Origin of the sequence: Microbispora sp. H10830 (assembly GCF_014161375.1) — a bacterium.
Lineage (GTDB): Bacteria > Actinomycetota > Actinomycetes > Streptosporangiales > Streptosporangiaceae > Microbispora > Microbispora catharanthi.
Window position 1 is genome coordinate 50,861 of the sequence record NZ_JABBWX010000017.1, and the last position, 26,460, is coordinate 77,320.

22 protein-coding genes are annotated in these 26,460 nt (G+C 71.9%); 12 read left to right on the forward strand and 10 right to left on the reverse strand.

Annotated features, from left to right (window positions below; all coding sequences use genetic code 11):
- The first annotated feature begins 71 nt into the window (after nt 1–71).
- The 5 genes from HHX35_RS33975 (at nt 72) to HHX35_RS33995 (ending at nt 5,570) form a co-directional block, all read left to right on the forward strand.
- Complete coding sequence (locus HHX35_RS33975; RefSeq protein WP_182902744.1) at nt 72–1,202, forward strand: sensor histidine kinase; 1,131 nt, start codon at nt 72–74, stop codon at nt 1,200–1,202.
- A 178-nt stretch (nt 1,203–1,380) separates the two neighbouring features.
- Nucleotides 1,381–2,532 (forward strand): glutathione-independent formaldehyde dehydrogenase, encoded by a 1,152-nt coding sequence (locus tag HHX35_RS33980; protein ID WP_182902745.1) that lies wholly within the window; start codon nt 1,381–1,383, stop codon nt 2,530–2,532.
- Nucleotides 2,533–2,656: 124 nt separating this feature from the next.
- Nucleotides 2,657–3,562: a D-isomer specific 2-hydroxyacid dehydrogenase family protein gene (locus tag HHX35_RS33985; RefSeq protein WP_182902746.1), complete on the forward strand. Its 906-nt coding sequence runs from the start codon at nt 2,657–2,659 to the stop codon at nt 3,560–3,562.
- Nucleotides 3,563–3,616: 54 nt separating this feature from the next.
- Nucleotides 3,617–4,990, forward strand: coding sequence for a hypothetical protein (locus HHX35_RS33990; RefSeq protein ID WP_182902747.1), 1,374 nt, complete (start codon nt 3,617–3,619; stop codon nt 4,988–4,990).
- Complete coding sequence (locus tag HHX35_RS33995) at nt 4,887–5,570, forward strand: endonuclease V (protein ID WP_182902748.1); 684 nt, start codon at nt 4,887–4,889, stop codon at nt 5,568–5,570. Before HHX35_RS33990 ends, HHX35_RS33995 begins: the two co-directional genes overlap by 104 nt.
- A gap of 49 nt (nt 5,571–5,619) precedes the next feature.
- On the opposite strand, the gene HHX35_RS34000 is transcribed toward HHX35_RS33995, so the two are convergent.
- From HHX35_RS34000 to HHX35_RS34015, 4 genes are all read right to left on the reverse strand, one after another.
- Complete coding sequence (locus HHX35_RS34000) at nt 5,620–5,928, reverse strand: thiamine-binding protein (protein WP_182902749.1); 309 nt, start codon at nt 5,926–5,928, stop codon at nt 5,620–5,622.
- A 73-nt stretch (nt 5,929–6,001) separates the two neighbouring features.
- Nucleotides 6,002–6,487: a DUF6194 family protein gene (locus HHX35_RS34005; RefSeq protein WP_182902750.1), complete on the reverse strand. Its 486-nt coding sequence runs from the start codon at nt 6,485–6,487 to the stop codon at nt 6,002–6,004.
- Between the two features lie 132 nt (nt 6,488–6,619).
- On the reverse strand, nt 6,620–7,477 hold the full coding sequence (locus HHX35_RS34010; protein WP_182902751.1) for a universal stress protein: 858 nt from the start codon (nt 7,475–7,477) through the stop codon (nt 6,620–6,622).
- A gap of 190 nt (nt 7,478–7,667) precedes the next feature.
- The gene (locus tag HHX35_RS34015) at nt 7,668–9,050 is read right to left on the reverse strand and encodes a cellulose binding domain-containing protein (protein WP_182902752.1); all 1,383 of its coding nucleotides are present in this window, start codon (nt 9,048–9,050) and stop codon (nt 7,668–7,670) included.
- A gap of 215 nt (nt 9,051–9,265) precedes the next feature.
- On the opposite strand from HHX35_RS34015, the gene HHX35_RS34020 reads away from it, so the two are divergent.
- Genes HHX35_RS34020 through HHX35_RS34030 form a run of 3 tightly spaced genes read left to right on the forward strand, consistent with a single transcriptional unit; the run spans nt 9,266 to nt 14,250 of the window.
- The gene (locus HHX35_RS34020) at nt 9,266–10,405 is read left to right on the forward strand and encodes a glutamate--cysteine ligase (RefSeq protein WP_182902753.1); all 1,140 of its coding nucleotides are present in this window, start codon (nt 9,266–9,268) and stop codon (nt 10,403–10,405) included.
- A gap of 3 nt (nt 10,406–10,408) precedes the next feature.
- A complete protein-coding gene (locus tag HHX35_RS34025) occupies nt 10,409–12,190 on the forward strand; it encodes an N-acetylglutaminylglutamine amidotransferase (protein WP_182902754.1) in 1,782 nt (593 codons plus the stop codon).
- Complete coding sequence (locus HHX35_RS34030; RefSeq protein WP_182902755.1) at nt 12,190–14,250, forward strand: alpha/beta fold hydrolase; 2,061 nt, start codon at nt 12,190–12,192, stop codon at nt 14,248–14,250. Before HHX35_RS34025 ends, HHX35_RS34030 begins: the two co-directional genes overlap by 1 nt.
- A gap of 379 nt (nt 14,251–14,629) precedes the next feature.
- Here HHX35_RS34030 and HHX35_RS34035 read toward each other — a convergent pair whose 3' ends face one another.
- Complete coding sequence (locus HHX35_RS34035) at nt 14,630–15,310, reverse strand: hypothetical protein (RefSeq protein WP_396781405.1); 681 nt, start codon at nt 15,308–15,310, stop codon at nt 14,630–14,632.
- Between the two features lie 32 nt (nt 15,311–15,342).
- Here HHX35_RS34035 and HHX35_RS34040 point away from each other — a divergent pair, with 32 nt between their 5' ends.
- Complete coding sequence (locus HHX35_RS34040; protein ID WP_182902757.1) at nt 15,343–15,534, forward strand: hypothetical protein; 192 nt, start codon at nt 15,343–15,345, stop codon at nt 15,532–15,534.
- Here the strand turns inward: HHX35_RS34040 and HHX35_RS34045 are convergent.
- The 3 genes from HHX35_RS34045 to HHX35_RS34055 form a co-directional block, all read right to left on the reverse strand.
- Complete coding sequence (locus HHX35_RS34045) at nt 15,519–16,265, reverse strand: sulfite exporter TauE/SafE family protein (protein ID WP_310739497.1); 747 nt, start codon at nt 16,263–16,265, stop codon at nt 15,519–15,521. The genes HHX35_RS34040 and HHX35_RS34045 overlap by 16 nt on opposite strands.
- Before the next feature lie 81 nt (nt 16,266–16,346).
- The gene (locus tag HHX35_RS34050; RefSeq protein WP_182902758.1) at nt 16,347–16,790 is read right to left on the reverse strand and encodes a protein-tyrosine phosphatase family protein; all 444 of its coding nucleotides are present in this window, start codon (nt 16,788–16,790) and stop codon (nt 16,347–16,349) included.
- 48 nt (nt 16,791–16,838) lie between these two features.
- Complete coding sequence (locus HHX35_RS34055; RefSeq protein ID WP_182902759.1) at nt 16,839–17,372, reverse strand: GNAT family N-acetyltransferase; 534 nt, start codon at nt 17,370–17,372, stop codon at nt 16,839–16,841.
- Nucleotides 17,373–17,709: 337 nt separating this feature from the next.
- Between HHX35_RS34055 and HHX35_RS34060 the strand changes: the two genes are divergently transcribed.
- Nucleotides 17,710–18,381, forward strand: coding sequence for a shikimate kinase (locus HHX35_RS34060; protein WP_182902760.1), 672 nt, complete (start codon nt 17,710–17,712; stop codon nt 18,379–18,381).
- A gap of 179 nt (nt 18,382–18,560) precedes the next feature.
- Here HHX35_RS34060 and HHX35_RS34065 read toward each other — a convergent pair whose 3' ends face one another.
- Both HHX35_RS34065 and HHX35_RS34070 read right to left on the reverse strand, forming a co-directional pair.
- Complete coding sequence (locus HHX35_RS34065) at nt 18,561–22,472, reverse strand: SGNH/GDSL hydrolase family protein (protein WP_182902761.1); 3,912 nt, start codon at nt 22,470–22,472, stop codon at nt 18,561–18,563.
- Nucleotides 22,473–22,896: 424 nt separating this feature from the next.
- Nucleotides 22,897–23,439, reverse strand: coding sequence for a DUF2690 domain-containing protein (locus HHX35_RS34070; RefSeq protein ID WP_182902762.1), 543 nt, complete (start codon nt 23,437–23,439; stop codon nt 22,897–22,899).
- A 244-nt stretch (nt 23,440–23,683) separates the two neighbouring features.
- Here HHX35_RS34070 and HHX35_RS34075 point away from each other — a divergent pair, with 244 nt between their 5' ends.
- Nucleotides 23,684–25,051, forward strand: a complete 1,368-nt coding sequence (locus HHX35_RS34075) for a pentapeptide repeat-containing protein (RefSeq protein WP_182902763.1) — start codon at nt 23,684–23,686, stop codon at nt 25,049–25,051.
- 26 nt (nt 25,052–25,077) lie between these two features.
- On the forward strand, nt 25,078–26,460 hold the full coding sequence (locus HHX35_RS34080; RefSeq protein ID WP_182902764.1) for a substrate-binding domain-containing protein: 1,383 nt from the start codon (nt 25,078–25,080) through the stop codon (nt 26,458–26,460).

Sequence of the window (26,460 nt, forward strand, 5' to 3'; positions counted from 1 at the left end):
GCGGCGTCCGGCACCCGCAAAAAGGGAAGGCCGATGTGACGAGCACCGGGCAAAAGTCGCAAACTAGCAGCATGTGGAACATACGGGACGTGCGCCGCGACTGGTTCGTGGACGCGGCCCTGGCCGCGGCCGTCATCGCGTTCACCGTCCCCACCACGCTCATCGGTTACAGCTTCTCCATCTGGGGCGGCGCACCGGACGGGCTCGAGATCGCGACAGGGGTGATCACCGCGGCGGCCATGCTGGTGCGGCGCCGCACCCCCTGGCCCGCGATCGTCGCCTCGGCCGCGTGCGCCTGCGTCACCGGGCAGGTCGTGCCGATGATCCTCGCCGTCTTCTCGATGACCGCCGAGCATCGGGTGCGCCGGTGGCAGTACGTCGCCATGGCCCTGACGGTGGTCTACTTCGCCGTCGACTACCGCAACCCTCACACCGACCACTCCGTCTACTTGAACATCATCCGTGCGCTGACCCTCATCTACCTGCCCGCGGTGGTCGGCACCTGGGTGTACGCCTACCGGCGGCTCATCCGGGATCTACGTGTCGGCGTACGCGAACGCGAGGAGATCGCCGCCTCCGAAGAGCGCCGCAAGATCGCCAGGGAGATGCACGACACCGTCACCCACGCGGTCACCGCCATGGTGCTCAACGCGGGCATGGCCCGTGACGCCACCGAGCCGGGCGAGATCCGGGAGCTGACGGCGGTCATCGAGGACAAGGGCGTACAGGCACTCGGCGAACTGCGTCAGTTGCTCACCGTGCTCCGGCACGAGGACGGGGACCTCGCCGAGGGCACCGAGGCGATCGCCCGGCTGGTCGGCGAGGCCCAGGCGAGCGGGCTCAAGGTCGATCTCCGCCTCGACGCTCCCCCCGGGGCGCTGCCGAGACAGGTCTCGCACGCGTGCTACCGCCTGGTGCAGGAGGGGCTCAGCAACGTGCGCAAGCACGCACCGGACTCCCTCGTACATGTCACCTGCGAGGTCAGCGGCGACCAGGTGGCCGTCTCCGTGGTCGACACGCCGGACCGCGCCGACACCGGCGGGAAAACGGTCAGGGCGGCGCCCTCCCTCGGCGGCGGGTTCGGCCTGGCCGGAATCCGGGAGCGCGTCTCCCTCGCGCAGGGCCGCTTCTTCTCCGGGCCGACTCCCGAGGGCGGCTTCGTGCTCGGCGCCCGGCTCCCCCTCCGGTTCCCGCACGGTTAGACCCGTTTTCTCCCCACCCGGCGGGGTACGCCTCTCACATCGATACAGCGCGGGCGCGGAGGCCCGGAACGCATCGGCCCGGTACGCATTGGCACTGGGCCGCCGTCGCGGTAAGCGGGGCCGCGCAGCGCGCCGCATCGACACGCGTCCGCCGTAACGATCGCGTTTGAGAGTAGCCATGAAAGCCGTGGTCTACGAAGGCCCTCGAAAGGTCAAAGTCACCACCGTTCCGGATGCCCGGATCGAACGGCACACCGACGTGCTCGTCCGCGTCACCACCTCCAACATCTGCGGGTCCGACCTGCACATGTACGAGGGCCGGACCAATTTCGCGCCGGGCCGGGTCCTCGGTCACGAGAACCTCGGCGAGGTCGTGGAGATCGGGGACGCCGTCGACCGGGTCAAGGTCGGCGACATGGTGTGCCTGCCGTTCAACATCTCGTGCGGCTTCTGCGCCAACTGCGAGAAGGGTCTGACAGCCTTCTGCCTGACCACCAACCCCGTACCGGGCCTGGCCGGAGCCGCGTACGGCTACGCCGACATGGGCCCGTACAACGGCGGCCAGGCCGAGCTGCTGCGGGTGCCGTACGGGGACTTCAACTGCCTCATCCTGCCGGAGGACGCGCGGGAGAAGCAGACCGACTACGTCATGCTGGCCGACGTCTGGCCCACCGGCTGGCACGCGACCATGCTCGCCTGCGTGCAGCCGGGCGACACCGTCGTGATCTACGGCGCGGGCCCGGTCGGCCTGATGGCCGCCTACTCCGCCCTGCTCAGGAACGCGAGCGGCGTGATGGTCATCGACCACCATCAGGACCGGCTGGCCAAGGCGGAGGAGATCGGCGCGATCCCGATCGACGACTCCCGCTCCTCCCCTGTCGAGCAGGTCCTGGAGCTCACCCAGGGAATCGGCGCCGACCGGGGCTGCGAGTGCGTGGGCTTCCAGGCGCACGACCCGGAAGGCTCGGAGCGTCCCAACATGACGCTGAACGACCTGGTCAAGTCGGTGAAGTTCACCGGGAACATCGCCGTCGTCGGCCTCTTCCTCCCTCGCGACCCCGGCGGCGGGAACGACCTCTACAAGCGGGGAGAGATGGCCATCGACTACGGGACCTTCTGGTACAAGGGCCAGACGATGAGCACCGGCCAGTGCAACGTCAAGAACTACAACCGCCAGCTGTGCGCCCTCATCCACGAGGCCGGCGCCCGGCCGTCCTGGATCGTCTCGCACGAGCTGGACATCGACGACGCGCCCGAGGCGTACGCGCACTTCGACGCGCGGGAGAAGGGCTGGACCAAGGTGGTCCTGCACCCGAACAACGGCGGCTGACCGCGCAGGGCCCCGTCCTGATCGCGATGAACCGGGGCGGTGATCGGCCGAAGCGGGCGGACCATACTCTTGGGGAGGAAACCCGCGCCGCGGAGGCGCCCGGCGCGACCAGGAAGGGACAGGCGTGCTCACCGTCTGTGTGGCCCCGGCGGACCCGCCGCTGATCGTCGAATCCGTCCGCGCCGCCGGTGGTGAGGTGGTCGGCGATCCCCGCCGGGCGGAGGCGCTGGTCTGGACCGACTCGCGGCCGGAGGGCGTGCGGGACTACCTGACGCCGAGCGTGCGCTGGGTCCAGCTGCCTTCCGCGGGCGTCGAACGGTGGACGCGGGAGGGGCTCGTCGACTCCACACGTGTGTGGTGCTCGGCTGCGGGTGCCTACGCCCCGCAGGTCGCCGAGCACGCCCTCGCCCTGCTGCTGGCCGGGGTGCACCGGCTGCCCGCCGCCGCCCGTAGCCGTACGTGGCAGCGCGACCAGCCCGGCACGCTGCGCGCAAGCACGGTGGCCGTCGTCGGCGCGGGCGGGATCGGCAGGGCGGTCATCCCCGCGCTGCGCGCCCTCGGGGCGAACGTCCTCGCGGTCAACCGCTCGGGCGAGCCTGTGGAGGGCGCGGCCGCGACCGTGCCGTTCGACGGCCTGGCCGCCGTCTGGCCACGGGCGGATCACGTCATCCTGGCCGCGCCCGCCACCCCGGAGACCTACCGGATGGTCGGGCGGGACGAGCTGCGCGCCCTGGGCCCGCACGCGTGGCTGGTCAACGTGGCCCGGGGCGAGCTCGTCGACACCGACGCCCTGCTCGCCGCGCTGCGCGCCGGCGAGATCGGCGGCGCCGCCCTCGACGTCACCGACCCCGAGCCGCTGCCCGACGGGCACGGCCTGTGGACCGAGCCGAACGTGCTCATCACGTCGCACAGCGCCAACCCGCAGGCCCGCCTCACCGAGAGCCTCGCCGAGCGCGTGCGCGAGAACGTCGCCCGCTACCTGCGGGGGGAGCCGCTGCTGGGCCGGATCGATCCGGCGCGGGGCTACTGACGCGGCCGCCGGCGCGGTTTGCGCGGACCGGACGGTCGCGGCGAAGATCGCCGGATGGCCTCCCCCAGCCCCGCACGACGGCGGTTCGCGCTCTTCGCACTCGCCGCCGTCGTCGTCTGCGTCTCCTACTCGCTGGCCGAACCGGCTCTGTGGACCGCTGACCGGAGAATCTCGTTGAAGCTCCTCGTCATGTTCGACAGGACCGTGGAGCCGGTCGCGATCCTCGTGCTGGCGCTGCCGCTGGGAGTGCTGATCGACCGGACGCGCCGCCGGTCCGTCCTGGTGGTGTCGGCGCTGCTGGGAGCGGGGGCGCTCACGTCCGTCTCGGCGGCCGGAGCTCTCGGAGCACCCACCTGGCCGCTTCTCCTCGCGGTGATGCCGGCGAGCGGCGTCCTGGCGATGGTGACGGGGCTCGGCCGGGACGCGTACCTGCCGTCCGTCGTACGGCGCGAGCGCCTGCTTCCGGCGAACGTCCTGCTGCTGGCCCTGCTGCCGCAGATCGTCGTCATGCCGCAGAGGCTGACGGGGACCGTCTGGCAGGGTTCCGCGTTCCTGTTCGCCGTCGGCCTGGCGTTGGCCGCGGCGGCGGCGCTGTTCCTGGGGGTCTCCGCCGTCGAGAGGCCGCCGCCGCCCAGGGCTGGACTGTGGCGGGAGACGGCGGAGGGGATCCGCTTCACGGTCCGGCATCCGGCGCTGCGGGCGATCGCCCTCTGTCTGGTGCTGTCGGCCCTGCTCGGCGAGATCACCGACGCGGTGGCGGGCGGAGCGTGGGAGACGGCGTTCCGCGATCTGAGCGGGGCGAACAGCGAGTTCGCCCGGTGGCTGATGAGCGCGCCGGCGTACATCCCGTCCGTCCTCGGGGCGCTGCTCGCCGTGCTGCTGCACCGGAGGCTCGGGACCTTCCGCCTGGCCTGGTGGGCCCTGCTCGTGAGCGGGCCGTTCACCCTGCTGCTCGCCATGTCCGGGACCGGGCCGGGGTGGATCTGGTATGTCCTCGGGACCGCCGTCCCGGCGACCGGGACGCTGATCGCCTCCGTCGCCCTGCTCAGCCACAGGCAGGCCGTCACGCCTCACCGGCTGCTCGGCCGCACAGGCGCTCTGCTGGTCGTCCTCACGACTCTGGCCGACGGCGTGGCGGGCCTCCTGGAGGGCCCCGCGGAGCGGCTGGCCGAGCTGGGCGGCGTCGCGCCCGCGGCACTCGCCACCGTCGCCGCGCTCGCCGCCGCCGTCCCGCTGCTGCGGGCCCGCCGGTCCGCGGCCGACCACGATGCGGGATCGACGGGGTCGCTCCGCCGCGCTCGCCGGTGGCGTCTATCGTTCCCGCATGAAGGTCTGTTCCATCGCCGCTCCGGCCACGGCCGAGGAGGCGCAGGCGATCCAGGACGCCCTGCGGCCCCGGTTGGACCTGACCGGCCCGGGTCCCCGTGACCCCGCCCTGGTCGCGGGGGTGGACGTGGCCTACGCCGACGACCTGCTGGCCGCCGCGGTCGTGGTGCTCGACGGGACGAGCCTGGAGGTGGTCGAGCAGGTGACGGTGCCGGGACGGCCCGCCTTCGGCTACGTGCCCGGCCTGCTCGCCTTCCGCGAACTGCCCAGCCTCGTCGAGGCGCTGGAGCGGCTCACCGTCACGCCCGACCTGATCGTCTGCGACGGGTACGGCCTGGCGCATCCACGGCGGTTCGGCCTCGCCTGCCACCTCGGAGTGCTCACCGGCCTGCCCACGATCGGGGTCGGCAAGACGGCCTTCGTCGGCTCCTTCGAGCCGCCCGGCCGGGAGCGCGGCTCGTGGAGCGAACTGCTCCTGGACGGCCAGGTGGTCGGCCGGGTGCTGCGCACCCGGGACGGCGTCAAACCGGTCTTCGTCTCCGTCGGCCACCGCGTCGACCTGGAGACCGCCTGCCACGACGTGCTGGCCCTGACCCCACGTCACCGGCTTCCCGAGACGACGCGCGCCGCCGACCGCCTGTCCCGCTCGGCGCTGAAGGCCGCCCTGGCCGCCTCCGCCTGACGGGCTCCCCCGGCGTACGCGGCGGCGCGGCACGCGCCCCCGGCGGTGATCAGGAGGCGCCTTCGGCGAGGTGGCGTTCCACGGTGGCGACCTTGGCGTCGAGCCTGCCCTGCCCGGCGCGGGCGTCGGCCTTGAGCACCAGGCTGACGCGGGCGCAGCGGGCCTCCACGGCGGCGACGGCGTCCTTGACGACGCCGAGCACCTCGTCCCACGTCTCCCCCTCGACGGTGGTGAACATGGCGTCGGTGCGGTTGGGCAGTCCGGACGCGCGGACCACGCGCACCGCCTCCGCCACGATCTCGCCGACATCCTCACCGGCGCCGATCGGCGTGACGCTGAACGCGACGAGAACCGACATGAGACCTCCTCGAAGATCGCATCCCCCGGGCCACGCTAACACCCGCCGCCGGGCGGCAGCGGGTGCGGGTGGTTCACGCGCGGGTGGCCCGCTCACCCGTCCTGTGGCGGGCGGCCGCACGGGCGCGCGCGTCGGTGAGGAGAGCACGCACCCGTGCGGCGGTGGCGTCGCCGGGATTGAGCACGCAGATCCACGACTGGGCGGCGTATACGGGGTGCGGCAGGATGCGGTCCGGCACGCGGTAGTCCAGCGCCTCGTGGTGGCCGGCGTGCGCGGCCGGCGGATAGCCGAGCAGTTCCTCGAACACGGCGCGGCCGACCCCGATGTTGACCCGGAAGACGCCGGGGCGGTTCAGGTCGGAGGCGGTGTCGAATCCCTCGTAATCCTTCACGACGATCGTGGCGAAGGGCATCTTCCGGTTGGCCGGCTCGTCGTCGGGGTCGTAGTAGAAGAAGGTGTCTCCCCATGCCGCCCGCGGAGCGCCGTTGTCCTCCGCGGCGGTGAAGGCGACGACAGCCGGCAGGCCGATCATGAATTCGATGACGTCGTTCTCGGTCACACGAGGTCCTTTTCTCGCTGGATTTCCTCCTTCAAGTTTCTCATTCAAGTCCTCTATGAGACTTTTCCTGAAAATCCGCAGTAGGTCCTTCGGCAACCCTCAACTCGCGGGTAGGGTCCGCACGCTCCGTTCTCAGCTCCGGGGAGGCCGCACCACCGCGACGGGGCAGTGCGCGTGGTGCAGGACCGCCCGGCTCACCGAGCCGAGCACCGTCGCGCCGACGGCGCCGCGCCCTCGCGACCCCACGACGAGCAGGTCGGCCTTCTCCCCGGCCTCGACCAGCGCGTCGACGGGATGCCCGCAGACGGCCCGCATCTCGGCGGCGACGTCGGGATACCGGTCCCGGTGGGTCCGCAGCGCGCCCGCCACGTAGTCCTCCTGGGCCTTGCGCACCTCGTCGACGTCATAGGTGATCTCGGGCGCGAAGGGGTGCACCGGAAGCCGCCAGGCGTACAGGGCGAGCAGGCGGCAGTCGCGCAGCCGCGCTTCCTCGAACGCGTAGGTCAGGGCGGCGCCGGCCTCGTCGGAGCCGTCGATCCCGACGACGACCAGCCCGTGGGGCGCCGACACCCCGGCACGCACCACGACGACGGGGACGTCGACCTGACCGGCGACGTGCATGCCGACCGACCCGAGCAGCATGCCGGCGAACCCGCCGTGTCCCCTGCCGCCGATAACGATCTCCGCCGCGTTCCCGGCCTCCTGACGCAGCACCCGGGACGGGTCGCCCTCGATCATGGTGGTGGTCACGCGGACGGCCTGATGGGTCTCCCGCACGGCCTGCTCGGCCTCCTCCAGGATCCGCCGGCCGGCCCGGTCGAGCTGGTCCTCGATCGGGATCGGATAGCGCGCGATCTCGTACGGCAGGCGGTCCACCGCGTGGACGATCCGCAGAGGCAGGCCCTTGCGCGCCGCGTCGCCCGCGGCCCACTCCACCGCGGCGGCCGCGGCGCGCGAACCGTCGGTGCCCACGATGACGGGTTCGGTCATGGCTCCTCCTTCTGCTCCTGCCCCTATCCGACCGCCTGCGCCTCGTCCTGGGCAGGGCCGCTGGTCCCTGCGCAGCGGGACCTTTCTCCTCCCGCGGCGGATATGGAGCGGCCGGCTCGCGCGGCGCCGAGGCGCGCGAGCCGGCCGGAGGTCGGGAACGGTCGGACGGGTCAGAAGCAGGCCGCGAGGGTCAGGAGCAGGCGAACCCGCTCGCCCCCGGCGAGGAGGGGCCGGACGCCTGGAAGCCGAAGCTCGCCGACGCGCCGGGCGCGAGGCTTCTCGCCCATGAGGGCGCCTTGGCCGTCCAGCGGGTGCCGCTGGAGGTCACGGTCGCGCTCCAGCCGCTGACGAGGCTCACTCCGGACGGCATGTCCCAGGTGACCGTCCAGTCCGGCAAGACCGCGGCGCCGGTGTTCTTGACCGTGACGTTCGCCGTGAACCCGCCCTGCCACGAGCTGGCCACCTGGTAGGTCACCTGGCAGGTCCCGGGGTTCGCCGATGGGGACGGGCTGGGGCTGGGCGACGCGGAGGGGGACACAGAAGGGGACGCGGAAGGGGACGCCGACGGCGAGACGGACGGTGATGCCGAGGGTGACGCGGACGGTGACGGCGACGGCGAGCCGCTGGGCGTCGTCGTGGTGTAGCTCGCCTCGGTGTAGTCCGCGCCGCATTGCGATCCGCAGGACGCGGGCAGGGCGAAGCTGTAGACCCGGCCGCCGTTCACCAGCGCGTCGGACACGTCGCGCACCCGGATCTGGAACCGCGTCGCGCCCTGCGTGACCCCGCCGATGATGTACGACTGGCCCATGTCGGAGTTCATCTGGGCTTGCTTCCAGGCGCCGTCGGCGTAGTACTCCACCCCGTGGATGCCGTTGGGCAGGTGGGAGACCGCGATCGCGGGCCACCACGCCTGCGCGCCCTTCATGAACCCGATCCTGATGTCGCCGCTGTAGCCGGGCGCCGGGACGAACGACCAGGTCACGTGGCGGTTGTTCCAGTGGTTCGGGTACATGTCCCCGACCGGCGCCCCGTTCTTGGCGAACCTGTTGAGCGACGGCTTCGACAGGTCCAGGTGATACCGGTCGTCGCGGCACCAGCCGTTGGAGTCGCCGCAGCTGTCAGCGACGAGCATCGTGAGCGTGGCGCCGTTGTAGGCGTCGGAGACCCACGAGCCGTTGCGGCAGAACGGCTGGCCGGGCGCGCCGTCGTTGACGCCGGTGCAGTAGTCGGAGACGGTCACCTGCACGTACCGGCCGCAGTTGAGGCCGTTGTTCCACAGCCCGGCCTTGGACGCGTTCGCGCCGGTCAGCGGCCGGGGGTAGAAGGAGTAGTCGCCGGGGGTGTCGTACACGTTGAGCGCGACGAAGTCCTGCGAGTCCAGCTCGGACTGCGGCATGCCGCAGCCGCCGTACGGCGAGCCGAGGCCGTCGAAGTAGGTCGCGCTGCCGGTCACCGGCGCGGGCGGGTCGTCGACCGCGCCGGCCGGCGTCGCGGCGGGCCAGGCGGTGAGCAGCACCGCGGCGACGGCGGCCGCCCAGATGCGGCGTCGGACGGAGGTTGCGCGGCCGGTCATCGGGCTCCCCTGCGGTCACGGTCGTGCTCGGAACGCCGAGATCGTGGCGGCGGGGCGGCGACCCGGTCAAGGCTCCCTCACGGCCGATCCCGGTGAGCTGGGGATCCTCCGGTGAGGGCCTGTAACTTTCATCACCATGCCAAACCGGAGACGTGCGTAAGCCGACTTTCAGGGCAGAGGACACGAAAGCACGCATCAGCCTGGGGAGCGGTTACATGACGGACCTCGCACGGGACATCACGGTCGGCGTCGAAGAGGAGTTCCACGTCGTGGACCTGGGAACCCGGCAGCTCGTCCCACGCGCTGGTCTGCTCCTCGATCAGTTGCCACCCGACCGGTTCACGCAGGAGTTGCACCGCTCGGTCGTGGAGGCCAACACCCGCCCGTGCACGCGTCTGGAGGACCTCTCCCTGGCGCTGACCGGGCTGCGCGCCGACGCGGTCGCCGCGGCGGACGGCCTCGGCCTGGGCGTCGTCGCCGCGGGGACGGTCCCGCTGGTCGATCCCGAGACGGTGAAGATCTCCCCCGATCCGCGCTACGAGCAGATGCTGGCCGACTACCAGGCGCTCGCCCGCGAGCAGCTCATCTGCGGCACGCAGGTGCACGCCGAGGTGCGCGACCGTGACCTCGCGGTGGCCGTCACACACCGGCTGGCTCCCTGGCTGCCGCCGCTGCTGGCACTGAGCTGCAGCTCGCCGTACTGGATGGGGGCCGACACCGGCTACGCGAGCTTCCGGTCCATGGTGTGGCAGCGCTGGCCGACCGCGGGACCCGCGACGCGGTTCGAGTCGGCCGAGGAGTACGACGCGATGGTCGACGAGCTGATCCGGTCGGGGGTCATCAGCGATCCCGGCATGCTCTACTTCGACGTCCGGCCGTCGGCACACGTGCCGACCGTCGAGCTGCGGGTGTGCGACGCCTGCCCGCGCGTGGACGACATCGTGCTGATCGCCGGGCTGTTCCGCGCGCTCGTCAGCCGGGAGCTGGACGCCCTCGCCGCCGACGCGCCGCCCTCCGCGGCCGAGGATTGCGTGCGTACGGAGCTGGTGCGGGCCGCCTCCTGGCGGGCGGCGCGCTCGGGGCTGGAGGGCGAGCTGGTCGATCCCGCCGAGGGCGTGCCGAAGCAGGCCCGCACGGTCGTCGTCCGGATGCTGGAGGGGCTCCGGCCGCAGCTGGAGGAGGCCGGCGACTGGGCGCTCGTCTCGTCGCTGGCGGCCCGCGCGCTGGCGGACGGCGGATCGGCCGCCCGGCAGCGCGAGGCGTTCCGGCGCGGCGGCCGGCTGACCGACGTGGTGGACCTCCTGCTGGCCGAGACGAGATCCGGGGACCGGCGACTCGCGGCGGCCGGGAGGTAGGACATGTGCGGACTGACCGGCGAGATCCGTTTCGACGGGCGGCGCGCCGACATCGGCGCGGTGGGCAGGATGACCGACGCGATGCACGATCGCGGCCCGGACGGGTCGGGCCTGTGGTCGCAGGGCCCGGTCGCCCTCGGCCACCGGCGCCTGAAAATCATCGACCTGTCGGACAAGGCGGCTCAGCCGATGGCGGATTCCTCCCTCGGCCTGGCCGCGGTCTTCAACGGCTGCCTCTACAACTACCGCGAGCTGCGCGAGGAGCTGCGGGCCGAGGGATACCGCTTCTTCTCCGACTCCGACACCGAGGTCCTGGTCAAGGCGTTCCACCGCTGGGGTCCCGACTGCGTGCACCGCTTCGCGGGGATGTTCGCCTTCGCCGTCTTCGAACCGGCGACGGGACGGCTGACGCTCGCCCGCGACCGGCTCGGCATCAAGCCCATGTACGTGTCGGGGGACGGGCGGCGGCTGCGCTTCGCCTCCACCCTGCCCGCGCTGCTGGCCGGGGGCGAGGTGAACACCGACATCGACCCGGTGGCGCTGCACCACTACATGACCTTCCACTCGCTGGTGCCCGGCGAGCGCACCGTCCTCGCCGGGGTGCGCAAGCTGCCTCCGGCGACCGTACGCACGGTCGAGGCCGACGGGACCTCCCATGACACGGTCTACTGGAACCCGCCCTTCGCCCGCCTGCCGCGATACGAGGGGATGGACGCGCACGACTGGCGCGAGGCCGTGCTCGACCGGCTGCGCGCCGCCGTCCGCAGGCGCATGGTCGCGGACGTGCCCGTGGGCGTGCTGCTGTCGGGCGGGCTCGACTCCAGCGTCATCGTGGCCCTGCTGGCCGAGGAGGGCCAGCGGGACCTGTCGACGTTCAGCATCGGATTCCCCGCGGCCGGCGGCGACGCCGGAGACGAGTTCCGCTACTCCGACCTGGTCGCCGAACGCTTCGGCACCGACCACCACCGCATCCTCATCGAGGACTCCCGCCTGCTTTCCGGCCTGCCGGAGGCGGTGCGTGCCATGAGCGAGCCCATGGTCAGCCACGACTGCGTCGCCTTCCACCTGCTGTCGGGAGAGGTGGCCAGACACGTCAAGGTCGTGCAGTCCGGGCAGGGCGCCGACGAGGTGTTCGCCGGATACCGCTGGTTCCCCCCGCTGGCCGCCGTGCCACGCGAGGAGGCCTTCGCGACGTACGCCCGGGAGTTCTTCGACCGGCCGCACGAGGACCTCACCGGCATCGTCGCATCGGGCCATCTGGCCGAGGAGGACGTGAGCGCCGATGTCGTCCGCCGCCACCTCGACCGGCCGGGCGCCGAGACCGCGCTCGACGCGGTGTTGCGCCTGGAGACCCGGCTGATGCTCGCCGACGACCCGGTGAAACGCGTGGACAACATGACGATGGCCCACGGTCTGGAGGCCCGCACGCCGTTCCTCGACCACGAGCTGGTCGAGCTGGCGGCGGCGTGCCCGCCGGAGCTCAAACTCGCCGGCGGCGGCAAGGGCATCCTGAAGGAGGCCTCCCGGGCGCTGCTGCCGCGCGAGGTCGTCGACCGGCCGAAGGGGTACTTCCCGGTGCCCGCGATCCGGCACATCGACGGGCCGTTCCTCGACCTGGTGCGCGACGCGCTCACCGCGCCCGCCGCGCGCTCCCGCGGCCTGTTCGACAAGGCGTACGTCGAGGAGCTGCTGGAGAACCGGGAGGCCCACCGCACCACGACGGGGGTCAACATGCTGTGGCAGCTCGGGCTGCTGGAGATGTGGCTGCAGGCTCAAGGAATCTGATGGCGGAGCACCTCCTCGGCACCGCGTTCCCCGGGCCCGGTTTTCTCGACGCCAGCTTTCTCGACGCCTGGGGCTGCTGGACGCCGACGCCGGGGCCGGACCGGCGCGCCGTCGCGTACGTCAGCGACAGGGACGGCGCGCCGCGGGTCTGGGTCCAGCCGCTGGGGCCGGGCGGGCGGGCACGGGTCGTCGACACGGGCCCCGAGCCGGTCGCCGACGTGAGCTGGTCGCCGGCCGGAGACCGGCTGGCCGTGCTCGTGGCGCCGGGCGGCGGCGAGCACACACAGGTCTGGACGGTTCGAACCGACGGCGGCGGCCTGCGCCCGCTGGCCGCGCCCGAGGGCGGATCGGCGTGGTTCGTCGGGTGGACCGGCCGGGGCGACCTGCTCCTGGTGGCCGAGGTCTCCGCGGCCGGGCTGACCGAGGCCCTGCTGATCGACGCGGCCACCGGGAGCCGGGAGACGGTCGCCGCAGGGCCGCTGCTGCAGCCGGAGGCGGTCAGCCGCGACCACGCGAGGCTGCTGCTGCGGCACGGCCCGCGCGGAGTCCGGCGCGTGTACGTCAAGGACCTCTCCCCGGGTGGCGTGCACCTCCCGGAGGGTGGCACGGGCCCGTCGGGGAGCGGCACGGGCCCTTCCGAGGGCGTCGCCGAGCGGTCGCTGCTTGCCGACCTGCCCGGCTCGACCGAGCACGGCGTGCTCTCCCCCACCGGCGGAACCGCCTACCTGCTGACCGACACGGGCCGGGACCGCGCCGCGCTGGTCGCCGTGCCGGTCGGCGGACCTGTCAACGAGCTGGTCGGCGGGGGTCGAGAGGGCCTGCCGGTCGTGGTGGCCGAGCGCCCGGACGCCGAGCTGGATCGCTTCGCACTCAGCGTGGACGGCCGCCGCCTCGTGCTGGTGTGGAACGCGGCCGGGCGCTCGGAACTGGAGGTGCTGGAGGCGGCCAACGGCCCCGGCGGCGGTTCCGAGGACGCCGGGGGCGCGGATGCCGAGACCGCCACGAGCGCCGGGGGCAGGGTCGGTGGCGGAAGTGGCGGCGCGGCGGCCGGGTTCGGTGCGGGATTCGGTGCGGGGTTCGGCGGTGGCCCCGGGTGGGTGCGACGCCCGCTCCCCGCTCCGCCAGGTGAGGTGGTCTCCTCGATCAGGCTGTCGCTGGACGGCCGGGCGGCCGTGCTCGCCGTCGAGGGTCCGGCCCAGCCGTCGCACGTCGTGCTGTGCGACCTGGACGCGGGCCGCTACCTGCCGGTCGCCGGGGCCGGCCGGCTCGGCGGGGCCGTGGACGCCGAACTCGTGCGCGTCCCGGCCCGCGACGGGCTGGAGCTCAGCGGATGGCTCTACCGGCCACCCGGCGTCCTGGGCCCGGCGCCGTACGCGGTCTTCCTGCACGGCGGGCCCGAGGACCAGGAGCGACCGGTGTTCACCCCGCTGTACCAGTGCCTGGTGGCCGCCGGCATCGGCGTGTTCGCGCCGAACGTGCGCGGCTCGGCCGGGTTCGGGCGGGCCTTCCGCGACGCCGACAACCACGCGTCGCGCTTCCGCGCCATCGACGACGTGGCCGACTGCGCCGCCTATCTGGTGCGGGCCGGGCTCGCCGACCCCGCCCGGCTCGCGTGCCTGGGCTGGTCGTACGGCGGCTACCTCACGCTGGCCGCGCTCGTCACATATCCACGGCTCTTCCGCGCCGGGGTGGACGTGTGCGGGATGGCGGACTTCGCCACCTTCTACGAGCGTACGGAGCCCTGGATCGCGGCGGCGGCCGTGAGCGAGTACGGCCATCCGGAGGCCGACCGCGACCTGCTGCACGCCCTGTCGCCCCTGCACGCCTTCGACCGCCTGGCCGCTCCCCTGCTCGTGGTGCACGGCGCGCGGGACACCAACGTCCCGGTGTACGAGGCCGAGCAGGTCGTCCGCTCGGCCCGGGCCCGGGGCGTGCCCTGCGAGCTGCTGCTGTTCGAGGACGAGGGGCACGAGATCCGGCGGCGGGCCAACCGGGTCGTATTCGTGAGGCGGGTGACCGAGTGGCTCGGACGGCGCCTGACCGGCGTCTCCTCCGGATGAGTCCCGGCGGCGGCTCTCAGCGTGACTCGTGCAGCCGCGCCAGGTCGCTCTCCATCTTGGCGATGACCCGCTGGTACCCCTCCCAGCCGTACAACCGGAACAACTCGGACTTCATGCGGAGCGTCTCCTCTTGCACCGCCTCTGGACCCTGGCGGCGTATGGCGTCGAGCGCGAGACGTGCCTGCCGCTCTCGGTCGGTGGTTCCGGCGAGATCCTCGCGTCTCATCTCAGGAGTAGGCATGGGGCTCTGCCCTCCGGGTCTGGACGAACGGTGCCTACACCTGACGCGCCTTGGTTGCTCTAGGTTGACGGCCGTGAGAAAAACTTCGGAACGAGTGCGTACCGGCGAGTAGGTGTGACCGGTCCCCCCGATGCCCCGTCAGGGCGCCTCGCCGCCGGGGACGTCGACCGCGATCTCTCCGCCCAGCCGGTGCCCCTCGCCGAGAACGAGGTTGTCGCCGCTCCAGAACCTTCCGGGGTCATACCAGTTGGGGCGGCGGCCGGCGGGCAGCAGGCCCATCTCCTCGTACGTCACGGCGACGACCTCGGCGCAGTAGGCCGTCTCCAGCGCACGGTCCAGCGCGGCGTCCCGGGCGCCGTCTCTCGTGCCGTCCCGAGCGCCGTCCCGTGCTCCTCGCCGGAGCGATGGCAGCCGCCCGCGCAGCCAGCGCCCGGCGAGGCGGGCCGTGGACGGGAACGGCGTGCCGTCCAGCCGCGCGATCGTCCGCAGGACGGCGTCCTCCATCTCCCTGCCGGCGGACGGCTCCAACTGCCGCAGCCAGGCGCGCTGACCATACCTCGCCGCCCAGACGCAGACCGCGTCACGCATGTCGTGCAACTGGACGCCGCGCTGATGCGTGCCCGACCACATGTCGGGCAGCGACCGGCCGAGTTCGGCGTGCCACATGAGCGGCGGCAGGTCCTCGATGACGACGGCCATGCCGACGTGGTTCACCGGGCTGTTGGTGGTGACCTGGATGGCGCGGTCCGGCACACTGCGTCCGCGGAACACCCAGAGGTCGCCGGTACGGGTTAGTTCGAGCGCCTTGTCGAGACTTATCCGCGTATGAGCCACGGCAGTAGCCTAGGCACATGCGTTGGTGGAAGGTACTCGGTCTGGCGGCCTTCGCGGGTGTCGCGGCGACCGGTGTGGTGATCGCCCGGGCCGAGCGCCGGCGGCGCGCGTACGCGCCTGAGGAGATCCGGGAGCGCCTGCGGGCCCGGCACGCCGAGGCCGTCGCCGCGGCGGAGCCACCCGGGATCGCCGCTCAGCCGCCACGGTAGGCGTCGACGCCGAGCTTGACCGCGACCGCGAGACCGCAGAGGGCCGCGGCGAGGCGGAGCGTCTGGCCGGGCAGGCGGCGCGCGACCGCCGGGCCGAGCCAGCCGCCCACGAGGAACCCCACGGCGAGCGGGCCCACCGCCGCCCAGTCGACCGGCCCGAAGAGGGCGAACCAGACGGCCGCGACGGCGTTGGCGAGCGCCGAGATGACGTTCTTGACCGCGTTGACGCCCGCCGCCGGCCGGTCGAGAGCCGCCGCGAGCACGGCGAACATGATGATCCCGCCGGCGGCCCCGAAGTAGCCGGTGTAGACGGCGACGCAGAGGACGCCCACGCGCAGCCCCAGGCCGCCCTCCCCGCCGAGGCTCACCTGGCCGGGGCGTGGCGGGCGCAGCAACAGCAGCAGCGAGGCGCCCGCGACCAGCCACGGGGCGACCATCTCGAACGTCCGCGACGGCGTCACCAGCAGCAGCCCGGCGCCGGCCGCACCGCCCAGCGCGGCGGCGAAGCCGAGACGGCCGACGAGACGTCCCTGGCCCGCCAGTTCGGGCCGCGACCCGGCCGCCGCCCCCACACCGGTGAACAGCAGCGCGACCGTGTTGGTGACGTTCGCGGCCAGCGGCGGCAGGCCGAAGGCCAGCAGCGCGGGGTACGACACGATCGAGGCCAGGCTCACGACCGTGCTGACCACTCCGGCGACCAGGCCGACCCCGGCCAGCCCCAGCACGTCCACAAGCACAAGGGCACCCAACCATACGGATTTCGGACGTCCGCGACCGGCCTCCCTCCCCCGCCCGGCGGCGCGGCTCGTCTGTCAGGACGCGGGAAAGCGCAGCACCCAGCGGCGCTGCCAGGGCGTCTCAACGGCCCGCGGGTGATATTCGGCCCGGGTCCAGGCGACGGCCCGGTCGGCGGGCAGGCCCGACAGGATGGCCAGGCACGCGATCACGGTGCCGGTACGCCCGACTCCCCCGCCGCAGGCGACCTCGACCCGGCGGCCCGCACGCGCGTGCTCGTGCAGCGCCCTGATGCGGCCGATCGCGTGCTCCTGGTCACGGGGCAGGAGGAAGTCGGGCCAGTCGATCCACTCGTGCGGCCAGGTGAGGCCGGGGTCGTGCTTGTGCCTGAGCCGCCGGCCGCCCAGGTAGAGGCCGTGGTCGGGCAGGACGCCCGGCGGCGTGGGACGTCTCAGGCCGCGGCCCCGCACCGGGGTGCCGTCGGGAAGCCGGATGGCACCAGGAAGATCATCGATGGGCATGTCTCATCTTGTCCCCCGCCGTGCCGCCCTGGCAGCGGATTTTCCGGCTCATCCGGACGCGAGGTCGAACTCGTCCCGCAGGATCGAGTACAGGAGCTGGTCGTGCCAGCGCCCGCCTCGCCACTGGGCACGCCGCACCACGCCTTCGAGCCGGAATCCGATCTTCTCCAGGCACCGTGTCTCGGCCGCGTTCTCCGGGTCGGTGGTCGCCTGCACGCGTTCCACCCGCGTGTGCGTGAACAGATAGCGGACGAGTTCCCGCTGGGCCCGGGTCCCGATTCCCCTGCCCCGCCAGTCCGGCAGCAGGCCCACGGCGATCTCCCAGCACAGCGACGTGTCACGGCGGCCCCAGCGCCGCTCCAGCCACTCGACCCGCCCCGCGAGCTCGCCGTCCACCGTCACGGCGAGCATGTTGTCGGCTCCGGCCAGGAGCCCGCGGGTGCGCAGCGCCTCCCGCAGCGCGATGGTCGGGGTGAATCCGAACCACTGGTGCGCAGTCGCGCCGCTCTCGCTCTGGAAGGCCGAGTCGAAGGCGTCCAGGTCGGCTTCGGTGACGGGTCGAAGTGCCAGGTCGTCGGGCATTCCTGTCGCTCTTCCTCACGTGTCGTTCGAGGTGCGCCCCGCCGGGCCGGGGACGTTCACCATGTCAGTTCGGCGGCGATGGGCGCGGACCCGATCATCGCATGCTCCACATCGGTGACCGGATCGACCTCGCCCGCCGATGAGCGCCCGGATCCGCCTCTGGGACGTCACCGCGAACCGGCCCCTGGGGCTTCCGCCCGCCGGTCTCCACGCACAACAGTCCCCTGCGGGCCTATCCCGATGGTCCCGTAAACGGAAGATCTGCTAACAACGAGTTGCGAGACGCTCTGGGCGGGCTCTCAACGCCTCCGGGCAGGCACTCGACAGGAGCTGACGAATGGACTCTGCACCGCACGAAGGTGCTTCTCCCAGCGGTTGGAGGGAACGGCTGCGCCACGTCTACTGGATCGGCGGCGGCAGCGGGTCCGGAAAAACCACCATCGCCCGGCGCCTGGCCGACCGGTACGGGATGCGTCTGTACGATACCGACGCGGTCATGCCCGACCACGCCCGCCGCATGCCCGTGGAACAAGCTCCTTACCTGAGCAGGTTCGCCGCCATGGACATGGACGAACGCTGGGTGGTCAGAAGTCCGCGCGAGATGCTCGATACCTTCCACTGGTTCCACGGCGAAGGATTCAAGCTGATCGTCGAAGACCTTCTCGCCCTCCCCGCCGACCGGCCGGTGGTCGCCGAGGGATTCCGGCTGCTGCCCGGCCTCGTCCGACCCCTGCTCACCGAAGTGCGCCATGCCGTGTGGCTGCTGCCGACTCCCCAGTTCCGCCAGGCGGTGTTCGACAGTCGTGGCGGACCGGCATGGGGATTCCTCGCCAAGACCGGTGACCCGCAGCGCGCGCTGCAGAACCTGCTCCAGCGCGACGCGCTGTTCACCGACCGGCTCAGCGAGCAGACCCGCCATCTGGGCCTCTACGGGCTCAGGGTGACTTCCGGGGGCACCGAGGAGCATCTCGCACGGCGAGTCTCCGCGGTGTTCGGTCTTGAGGCGTAGGTGGTCGACCCGGGGTTCGGCGGCCGTAGCCCATCGGCATTTCCAGCGGCCCATCATGGTGAACAAAGTCCTGCTTATAGGCACGCGGCCCAGCGTGCCGCCCATGTCCGCGCCACGCCGGCCGCAGGGCCCCTACGAAGGCAGGACCTCGTTTTCGGTGCCCGGCCGAGCTCGCCCGTTCAGGGGATCGTGATCTGTCTCGCGATCTGTCTGCTCATCGCGTCGTAGCCGGCCTGGTTCGGGTGGAACCAGTTGTCGAACGCCGGCCATGAGCCCGCGTAGAGCAGGTTCGGGAGGGTGATGTAGGGGTCGCCGGTGCAGGCCTCGTGGCCGTCGAACAGCCCGCTGATGTCTATCGAGTGGATGTGGGCCTCGGTGGCGGCGGCTTTGATCACACCTGCGAGCCGGGTCACCTTCGGCCGCAGCCAGCGACGGGTGGCATCGGTCATGCCGACGCAGTCGGTGGCGGTGGGATCCCCGCTCTCATCGGGCGGAGTGAGGATGCCGGGGTAGGTCACCACGTAGACCTTGTCCGCCCCACCCGCCGCGGCCGCGATGTCCTGGTATGCCGTGGTCAGGAAGCTCTTCAGGCTGTCGATCCGGGCGTCGAGCCTGTCCTGCCCGCTGCCCGCCCCGTAGACCTCCAGACACGAGGGCGGGTGCAGGCAGGTGTTGATGACGTCGGCGAACCCTGCGTCGTTGCCGCCCACGGTGAGGGTGACCAGCCTGGGCCGCAGCGCGCGGAGCAGTTGGAGTTGGGTGCTGGGCTCGCCGAAGAAGGCGGACCCCGCCCTCTCGTTGTTCGGGATGTCGGTCATCCAGTCGTTACCCGAACCGGGTGTCTCGTGGAGTTTCCCGTCGTCGAGGAACCATGCGGTGTACAGTCCTGGGATCCACTCGTCGATCCTTTCCTCCATGTAGTACCGGAGGCCGGCGACGTCGCCCAGGTTGGAGCCGGAGCAGGTCAGGTCGATGAAGTTCAGCAGGTTTTTGTCGATGGCGACCTGGTAGGGCCAGTTGTAGGTGCCCCGGTGGCACAGGTTTCCGTGGTCGCCCGGGTTGTTCTGCGATACGTCGGTGCCGTCTTCCCAGCCTGCGGGGGACAGGTTGTCGCCGCCGCCGAGGCCCTCGCCCGAGGAGTAGGAGTCGCCCAAGGCGACGTATCCTCCGGTCGGCACGGGCACGAAGGCGACCGCGTCGAATGCCGTGTCGGATCCCTGGGTGCCGTCGTCATCCGGTGTGATCGAGCGCAGGGTGACGGTCATCCGGCACGAGGAGGGGCCGGTCGACGTGGTGGAAGAGGGGCCGCCACACAGGTAGTAGCCGAGTGGTGCCCACGCGTTGACGTATCCGCCTTGGTCGATGGTGCGTCGTAGTCCCCTGTTGTTTTCGGCGCCGGGAAGGTCGGGTTCGTTGAGGTCGCTGGTGTCGATCTCGTACGTGGCGTGACCCGTGGCGGCCGCCACGTCCGGTACGAATGCCTTCACCTGGTAGACCGTGCCGTAAGTGGGGTCTGCGGTCAGGGTCGCCGCCCATTGCCCGCGCACCTCGGTATCCGCGTACGCCGTCCCGCCGGTGTGGGTGAAGAAAACATGCCCCGCCGCGCCACCGCCGATCTGATGGAGGTCGATGGCGGGAACGCTCGAGGGGGTGTTCAGCACGTCCTCGCCGTCGGGTCCGACGAGGCGGAAAGAGGCGTCGGCCGAGGCCGGGGCGATGGCGCCGGGGGCGTGGCTGTCGCAGTTCATCAGGTTGGGGGTCAACCGGGCGGGGTTCTTTCCGTCGCCGAGGGCGGTGTCGTCGACGACGATCGCGTTCGCCCCCGGGTCGGCCGATCCCGTCAGGGAGCAGGTCGCGCTGTCCGGGTCGGCGTGGGGCTCCGCGGCGCCGGGTTGCGGGAAGTAGGCGTGACCGTTGGGCGCGTTGCCCGGCGTGGAGGTGGTACAGGAGGTGGCGCAGTCCGTCCAGGTCACCGGCCTGTCCCACCAGCAGAGGGTGTCTTCCGACGGGCAGGGGTCCGAGGATCCGCCGACCTGGCCGGGGAGGCAGTAGTTGATGCCCACATCGCAGAACGTGGTGGGGCCGGGGACCTGCAGGAACCGGCCGACCCCGTCGTCCCAGTCATAGGAGCCGCGGTATTTCAGATAGCCGCGGGTGTCCATCTGAGGGACGTCGATCCATCCGAAGACCCGCTCCTGATAGGGCCAATGGGACGGCGTGCGAGCATCGCCGTACGTCACCTGCGTCCCGTCGTGCAGGAAGGCGTGCCGCGGTGGATAGATCGGGTTGGCGGGGTTGTTGAACCAGCCCAGCCCCTTGCGGTCTGCGGGATCGGTGTGCACTCCGGAGTTGTATCCCCAGATGGCGGCGTACCAGTTCTCCACCTTCGTGGGGTCGTCGTCGTTCATGGTGATGCCGAGGCTGTGCAGTTGCAGCCATTTGTCCTGCAGGACGGTCACGGCCGCGGCGATGTTGGTGGCGTAGTCGACGGCCACGCGCACCTGCTGGTCGCTGGGGATGGTGGCGCCGATGGAGAACCGCATACCGTCGGTGATCTGGGCGATGCCGTACCCGCAGTCGGCTTGGGAGTAGTCGATCGAGGTCCCGTCGGTGCCGGTGCCGTAGTAGTTGGCGATGAGCGGGTTCGCCGACCGGCCCGGCAGCGCGTGCCAGCTGGCCTGGCTGAAGTTGGACTCTTGGGCGAGGATGCCGTACAGCACCAGTGGCGGCACGGCGGGCGCGCCGGAGACCAGGGGGAAGTCCTCACTGGGGTATCCCGGGGCGAGGGGTTTGCCGGCGTCCCGGGCGTACATCTCCACATGGGCCGGCCGCGCACCGGCGAGTCCGGGCTTCAGCGCACCCTGGACGGCCTGGCTGACCGCCCACAGAACCTGTTCGGAAGTCGGCTGCCACACCTGCTTGAACACGTCGTTGCGTGACACCGCACAGGCGTACTCGCCGTCCATCCCGAGCGTCTGGGCGGCTGTGCCGCCATCGAGCCGTAGCTTCGGCAGGGCAGTGGTGCGCAGCGGCAGTGGAGCCGGCAGCCTGCGGGCCGTCGGGCCGGCGGCGCCCCTGGGGAGGATGTCGGCCCGCTTGCCGTCCTTGCCGCGTTGCTCGGGCAGCGCCGCACCGCCGGACAGCGATACCGAATCCGGATCGACGGCCGCGGGCGCGGAGACAAGACCGGAGCCGGCCTCCAGATGGGCGGCGCCGGACACGATCGTCCGGCCCGAACGGCCGTTGTGCAGGTGCAGGGCGATGGACGTACCGGTGGCGAGGCGCCGGCCATGACCGGCCGCCCACCCCCAGGCCTCACCGGTCCCGCCCACGTGGGCGACCAGGTGGACGCCTCCACCGGCGGACGGCGTCACGTCGGTCACCCGGCCCGGGAACCGATGCAGCGCAGCGATCCGGTCATCGGTGACGTCCACCAGGTCGCCGCCTCGCGCCGCTACGATGCGATCGCCGGCCGGGACGGCCGAGGTGACCTCCGCCCGCACCGTGGTCGTCCGCGTCCGGCGTCCGCTGGCGGCGTCCAGCACGCCGACCCGGGTCGGGCGCTGGTCCCGGCCCAGATAGCTGGTCAGCGCCACCTCGCTGCCGGTGCCGCAGCCAGGATTGAAGTACGCCAGCGACACACCGGAGGCGAGCGGCCGTACGGCGCCGGTGTGCGCGTCGACCGCGTACGCCATGCCTCCGCTGTTCATACCCGCCTCGGAGTTCGCCGCGCTCCACGGCGCTACGACGACCACCACCCAGCGCCCGTCGCCGGTCAGGCACTGCTGTCCGATCCAGCGTTCGTCTTCGCCGTGGCCGGGCTGGATGGTCGCCAGCGCGTGCCACGTCCAGCCGTCCGCCGGCCCGGCCGCGTACAGGTGGTATCCGGAGGTGTCGCCGTCCCCGAAGACGATCTCGTCCCCCTCGGGCACGACCGGGCTTCCGGCCGGACGTGTGCCCTCCGGAACGGCCCTGCCGGGACGCGGCGCCGTCTGTTCGATCGTCCCGGCGTACGGCGCGGCCTCGGTGGGAACCTCAGTGCCGCCGAGTAACAGGCCGAGCGAGACCACCAGGGCCGTGGCGCTTCGCACGACGCATCGTGCTGTTCGCGATGACCAAAGGTACACATCGACTCCATTCGCGGATGCGGCACCGTCGGGGGATGAGTGCGAGGGCAGACCGGCTGGCCGCCGGGAAACCAAGGGCTCGAAGCACAGGTCGCCTCCCGTATCCGCGAGGGACGGGTGACAGCGGCGCCGCCGGCTCTGAAACCGTCGACCCGACGCCTGCTTTCGGGCCTGCTAAAGGATCGAAGTCGCTCACGTGGCAGGTAGACGGACAGTCCGCAGGGGAAGGGGCGTCCACCCGTCGCCTGCGCGAAGGACGACGGAGGGGCGCCCGGCGGAAGCCCGGCGAGGCTTTGTCATGCCATCGCCGATGCTCCCGGCATCATCCGCGTCTGATGCCCCCGGCCTCTGCGGCGGCGCCGCGTCCGGCTGCCGCCGCTCCTGCGTGTCAGGCGCCGAAGGACCCGGACGCCCCGCCGGACCCGTTGCCGGCGCAGCACCAGCCATACGCGTAGGCGACCACATTCGGTGCGTAGAGCTGGTCGGAGTAGGCCCAGGTGTTGTACGCGCTGTACTGGTCGGTGCAGTCAGTGGATCCGCTGCCTCGGCACAGCTCGACACTCACCAGACCGTCACCGCGGTCCGGCCGGCTGTTGACGGTCGCCCGAGCCCAATTGGTCTTGCACGTGGGCGAGTAGCGCAACTCGATCGTCGCGTTCGCGGCCACGGTCCGCTCACCCCGGGTGTTGTGGAACCAGAGCGTCGAGCTTCCCACGGTGTAGGCACCCGCTGAGCAGCCGGTGGTCTCCGGATCAGTGTTGTCGCAGGTCGCCTTGCTGGGCGTTTCGTGACATCGTGATGCAGGCGTCGGCGTGGCCGCCGGGGCCACCGACTCCGCGTTCGCGGTTGTCCCGCCCGTCGCGAGAGCCATGATGCCCAGGGTGGGCAACAGGGTCATCTCAAGGGCGAGGGCGACGCGCCATCTGGCCATGAGCCGCTCCTTTCATGTCGGGAAAATCACGATCTTCTGCCACATGAATGGAAATAGCCCCCGAGGAATTGATGCGCGACGCTCCCGCCGACCGCCGCAACAACCCGCACCAACGCGCCGTCCCCCACCACGCCTGCTCATCGCGCGGTGACGGCTCCACAAAGCCCGCTCAAGTGCGGCCTGTGGCGCCCGGGCACGCCCGTGATACCTGGCGGGCCCACCGGCAACCGGATGAAATGACCACATGCCCTGGTTGTCCCGCCGCCGTCCGGCCGAGCTCGCCTCGCCGCCCGAGCCCCCGCGAACCCCCCGCGCCGCAGCCTGGTGGATCCTGCCAGTAGTGCTGCTGGTCGGCAGCACGGTGGCTGCCACCATGTGGTGGCTGCTGACCGGCCTGCCCGCGGCCCCGCCGGGGCAGGCCGGCAGCGCGCGCGGGGAGGCCCTGCGCACCGCGCTGGCCGCCGGCGCCGGCGTCGGCGCCGCCGTCACCCTGGCCCTGTCGTTCCGCCGCCAGCGTCACCAGGAGATCACTACCGCCCATGCCACCCACGACGCCACCGAGCGCCGTGTCACCGAGCTGTACACCAAAGCCGCCGAGCAGCTCGGCCATGACAAGGCTGCCGTCCGCCTGGCCGGCTTGTACGCCTTGGAGCGCCTGGCCCAAGACAACCCCGGCCACCGGCAGACCATCGTCAACGTCATCTGCGCCTACCTGCGCATGCCCTACACGCCGCCCCGCAGGCCCGGCCCCCAGCGGTCGGCCCCATCGACGCCGGGCCCCTGGCAGGTTGCCGCCCCCGCCGATCCCGACCCAGCAGAGGGAGAACGGCAGGTCCGCCTCACCGCCCAGACCATCCTGGCCGAACACCTGCGGGACGAACGCCCCGACCAGCGTGCGAGTCTCCCGTCGCAGCCCCGCCACTGGCCCGGCATGCGCATCGACCTGACCGGCGCCACCCTCATCGACCTTGACCTCGCTGAGGCCCACCTCGCCGAGGCCCAATTCGACGGGGCGGTCTTCACCGGGGACACCTCGTTTCACGGGGCGGTCTTCACCGGCCAGGCCCAATTCGACGGGGCGACCTTCGCCGGGGACACCTGGTTCTTCGGGGCGACCTTCACCGGCGGCGCGCGGTTCAGCAGGACGACCTTCACGGGGGAGGCCGATTTCGACGGGGCGACCTTCACCCTGGACGCTGTCTTCTTCAGGGCGACCTTCTCAGGGAACGCCCGGTTCAGCGAGGCGACCTTCACTGACCATGCCCTGTTCCCCGAGGCGGCCTTCCACGGGAACGCCTGGTTTGACGAGGCGACCTTCACCGAGTTCGCTCGGTTCGACGAGGCGACCTTCACCAGCGACGTCGTGTTCGATGGGGTGACCGTCACCGACTTCACTGGATCTAGGATGAGCAGGGCCGAGTGGACTCAAATCGCCGACCATCCGGATCACGTATGGCCACCAGGCTGGCATACGGTGACCTGCCCGGACGGCAGCACCGCTCTGGCCCGCCAGGAGAGCGCCGCGGGCGAGGAGAACGGCGAAGACACCGCCACCGCGCCGTCCATCCCCCCAGAGGAGCCGGCTGGCACGGAGGAGAAGCCCCGCGAATAAAGGGAGAACGCTCCGAGCGCGTCGCCATGCCCCATCTCGCGTGCGCCCTGTTCACCGCGGACGGGGACGCCGAGCCGATCGCCGCCGCGATCGAGCGAGGGGTCCAGGAGGAGCTCGGCCTGTCCGTCGCGGTGATCGTCCGTACGGCTGAGCACCTTCGCGGCGTCGTGGAGCACAACCCCCTGCGGCGACGCCTGCTACTACCGCTGGAGCTCGCCGACGATCCCACCCCGCACCCGCTCCTGGCCCTTGTGCCCGAACGCGTCCGGGCGGACCGGCCCCCGAGCGTGGTCACCATGCTCCGCCGCCGCTCCCGCGATACCGGAGAGCGCTCTCCACCTCGTGCTATAAATGGCTGCATGAGCACCGATCTCCCGCATACGTCGGGAGCCCCCACGCTGGAGGACGTGGCCCGGGTGGCGGGAGTGTCCCGGGCGACCGTCTCGCGCGTGATCAACGGTATCCGCAACGTCGCGCCGGACATCCAGGAGGCGGTGCACCGCGCCATCGCGACGACCGGCTACGTGCCGAACCGGGCCGCCCGCTCGCTCGTCACCCGCCGTACGGGAGCGGTCGCGCTGGTCGTGTCGGGCGCGGGCGACGCGAAGGGCGGCGAGCCGTTCGAGTCCCGCGTCTTCGCCGACCCGTTCTTAGGCCGGGTCGCCAGCGGCGTGGTCGGATATCTGCGGCCGCGGGGCATCCACCCGGTGCTGATGCTGGCGGACTCGGCGCAGACCCGCGACGACGTCGTGTCGTTCCTCCGGCAGGGCAGCGCCGACGGCGCCCTGGTGGTCTCGACGCACGGCGAGGACCCGCTGCCGAAGCTGCTGGTGGACGCCGGGCTGCCCGCCGTGCTGTGGGCGCGGCCCGCCCGGCCGATCCCGATCAGCTACGTCGACCTCGCCCACCGGGCGGGCGCGGCGCTGGCGGCCGATCGCCTGGTGGCGCGCGGCTGCCGGCGGGTGGCGACCATCAGCGGCCCCTTCGACGTGCCCGCCGCCCAGGACCGGTTGTCGGGATTCCAGGAGGCCATGGCCGGCCACGGCCACCCGTACGTGCCGGCCGTGGAGGGCGACTTCATGCCCGCGAGCGGAGAGGCCGGCATGCACCGGCTCGTGAAGGAGCACCCGGACATCGACGGCGTCTTCGTCGCCAACGACCTCATGGCGCAGGGCGCGCTGCTTGCGCTGCGCGACCTCGGGCGCCGGGTGCCCGAGGACGTCGCGGTGATCGGGTTCGACGACAGCGCCGCGGTCACCTGCCGCCCGCCGCTGACGACCGTGCGCCAGCCGATGGAGGACATGGCGGCCGAGATGGCCCGCCTGCTGCTCGCGCACGCCGCGGACCCGGACTTCCAGGTCACCTCGATCATCATGCAGCCGACGCTGGTGGTCCGCGAGTCGGCCTGA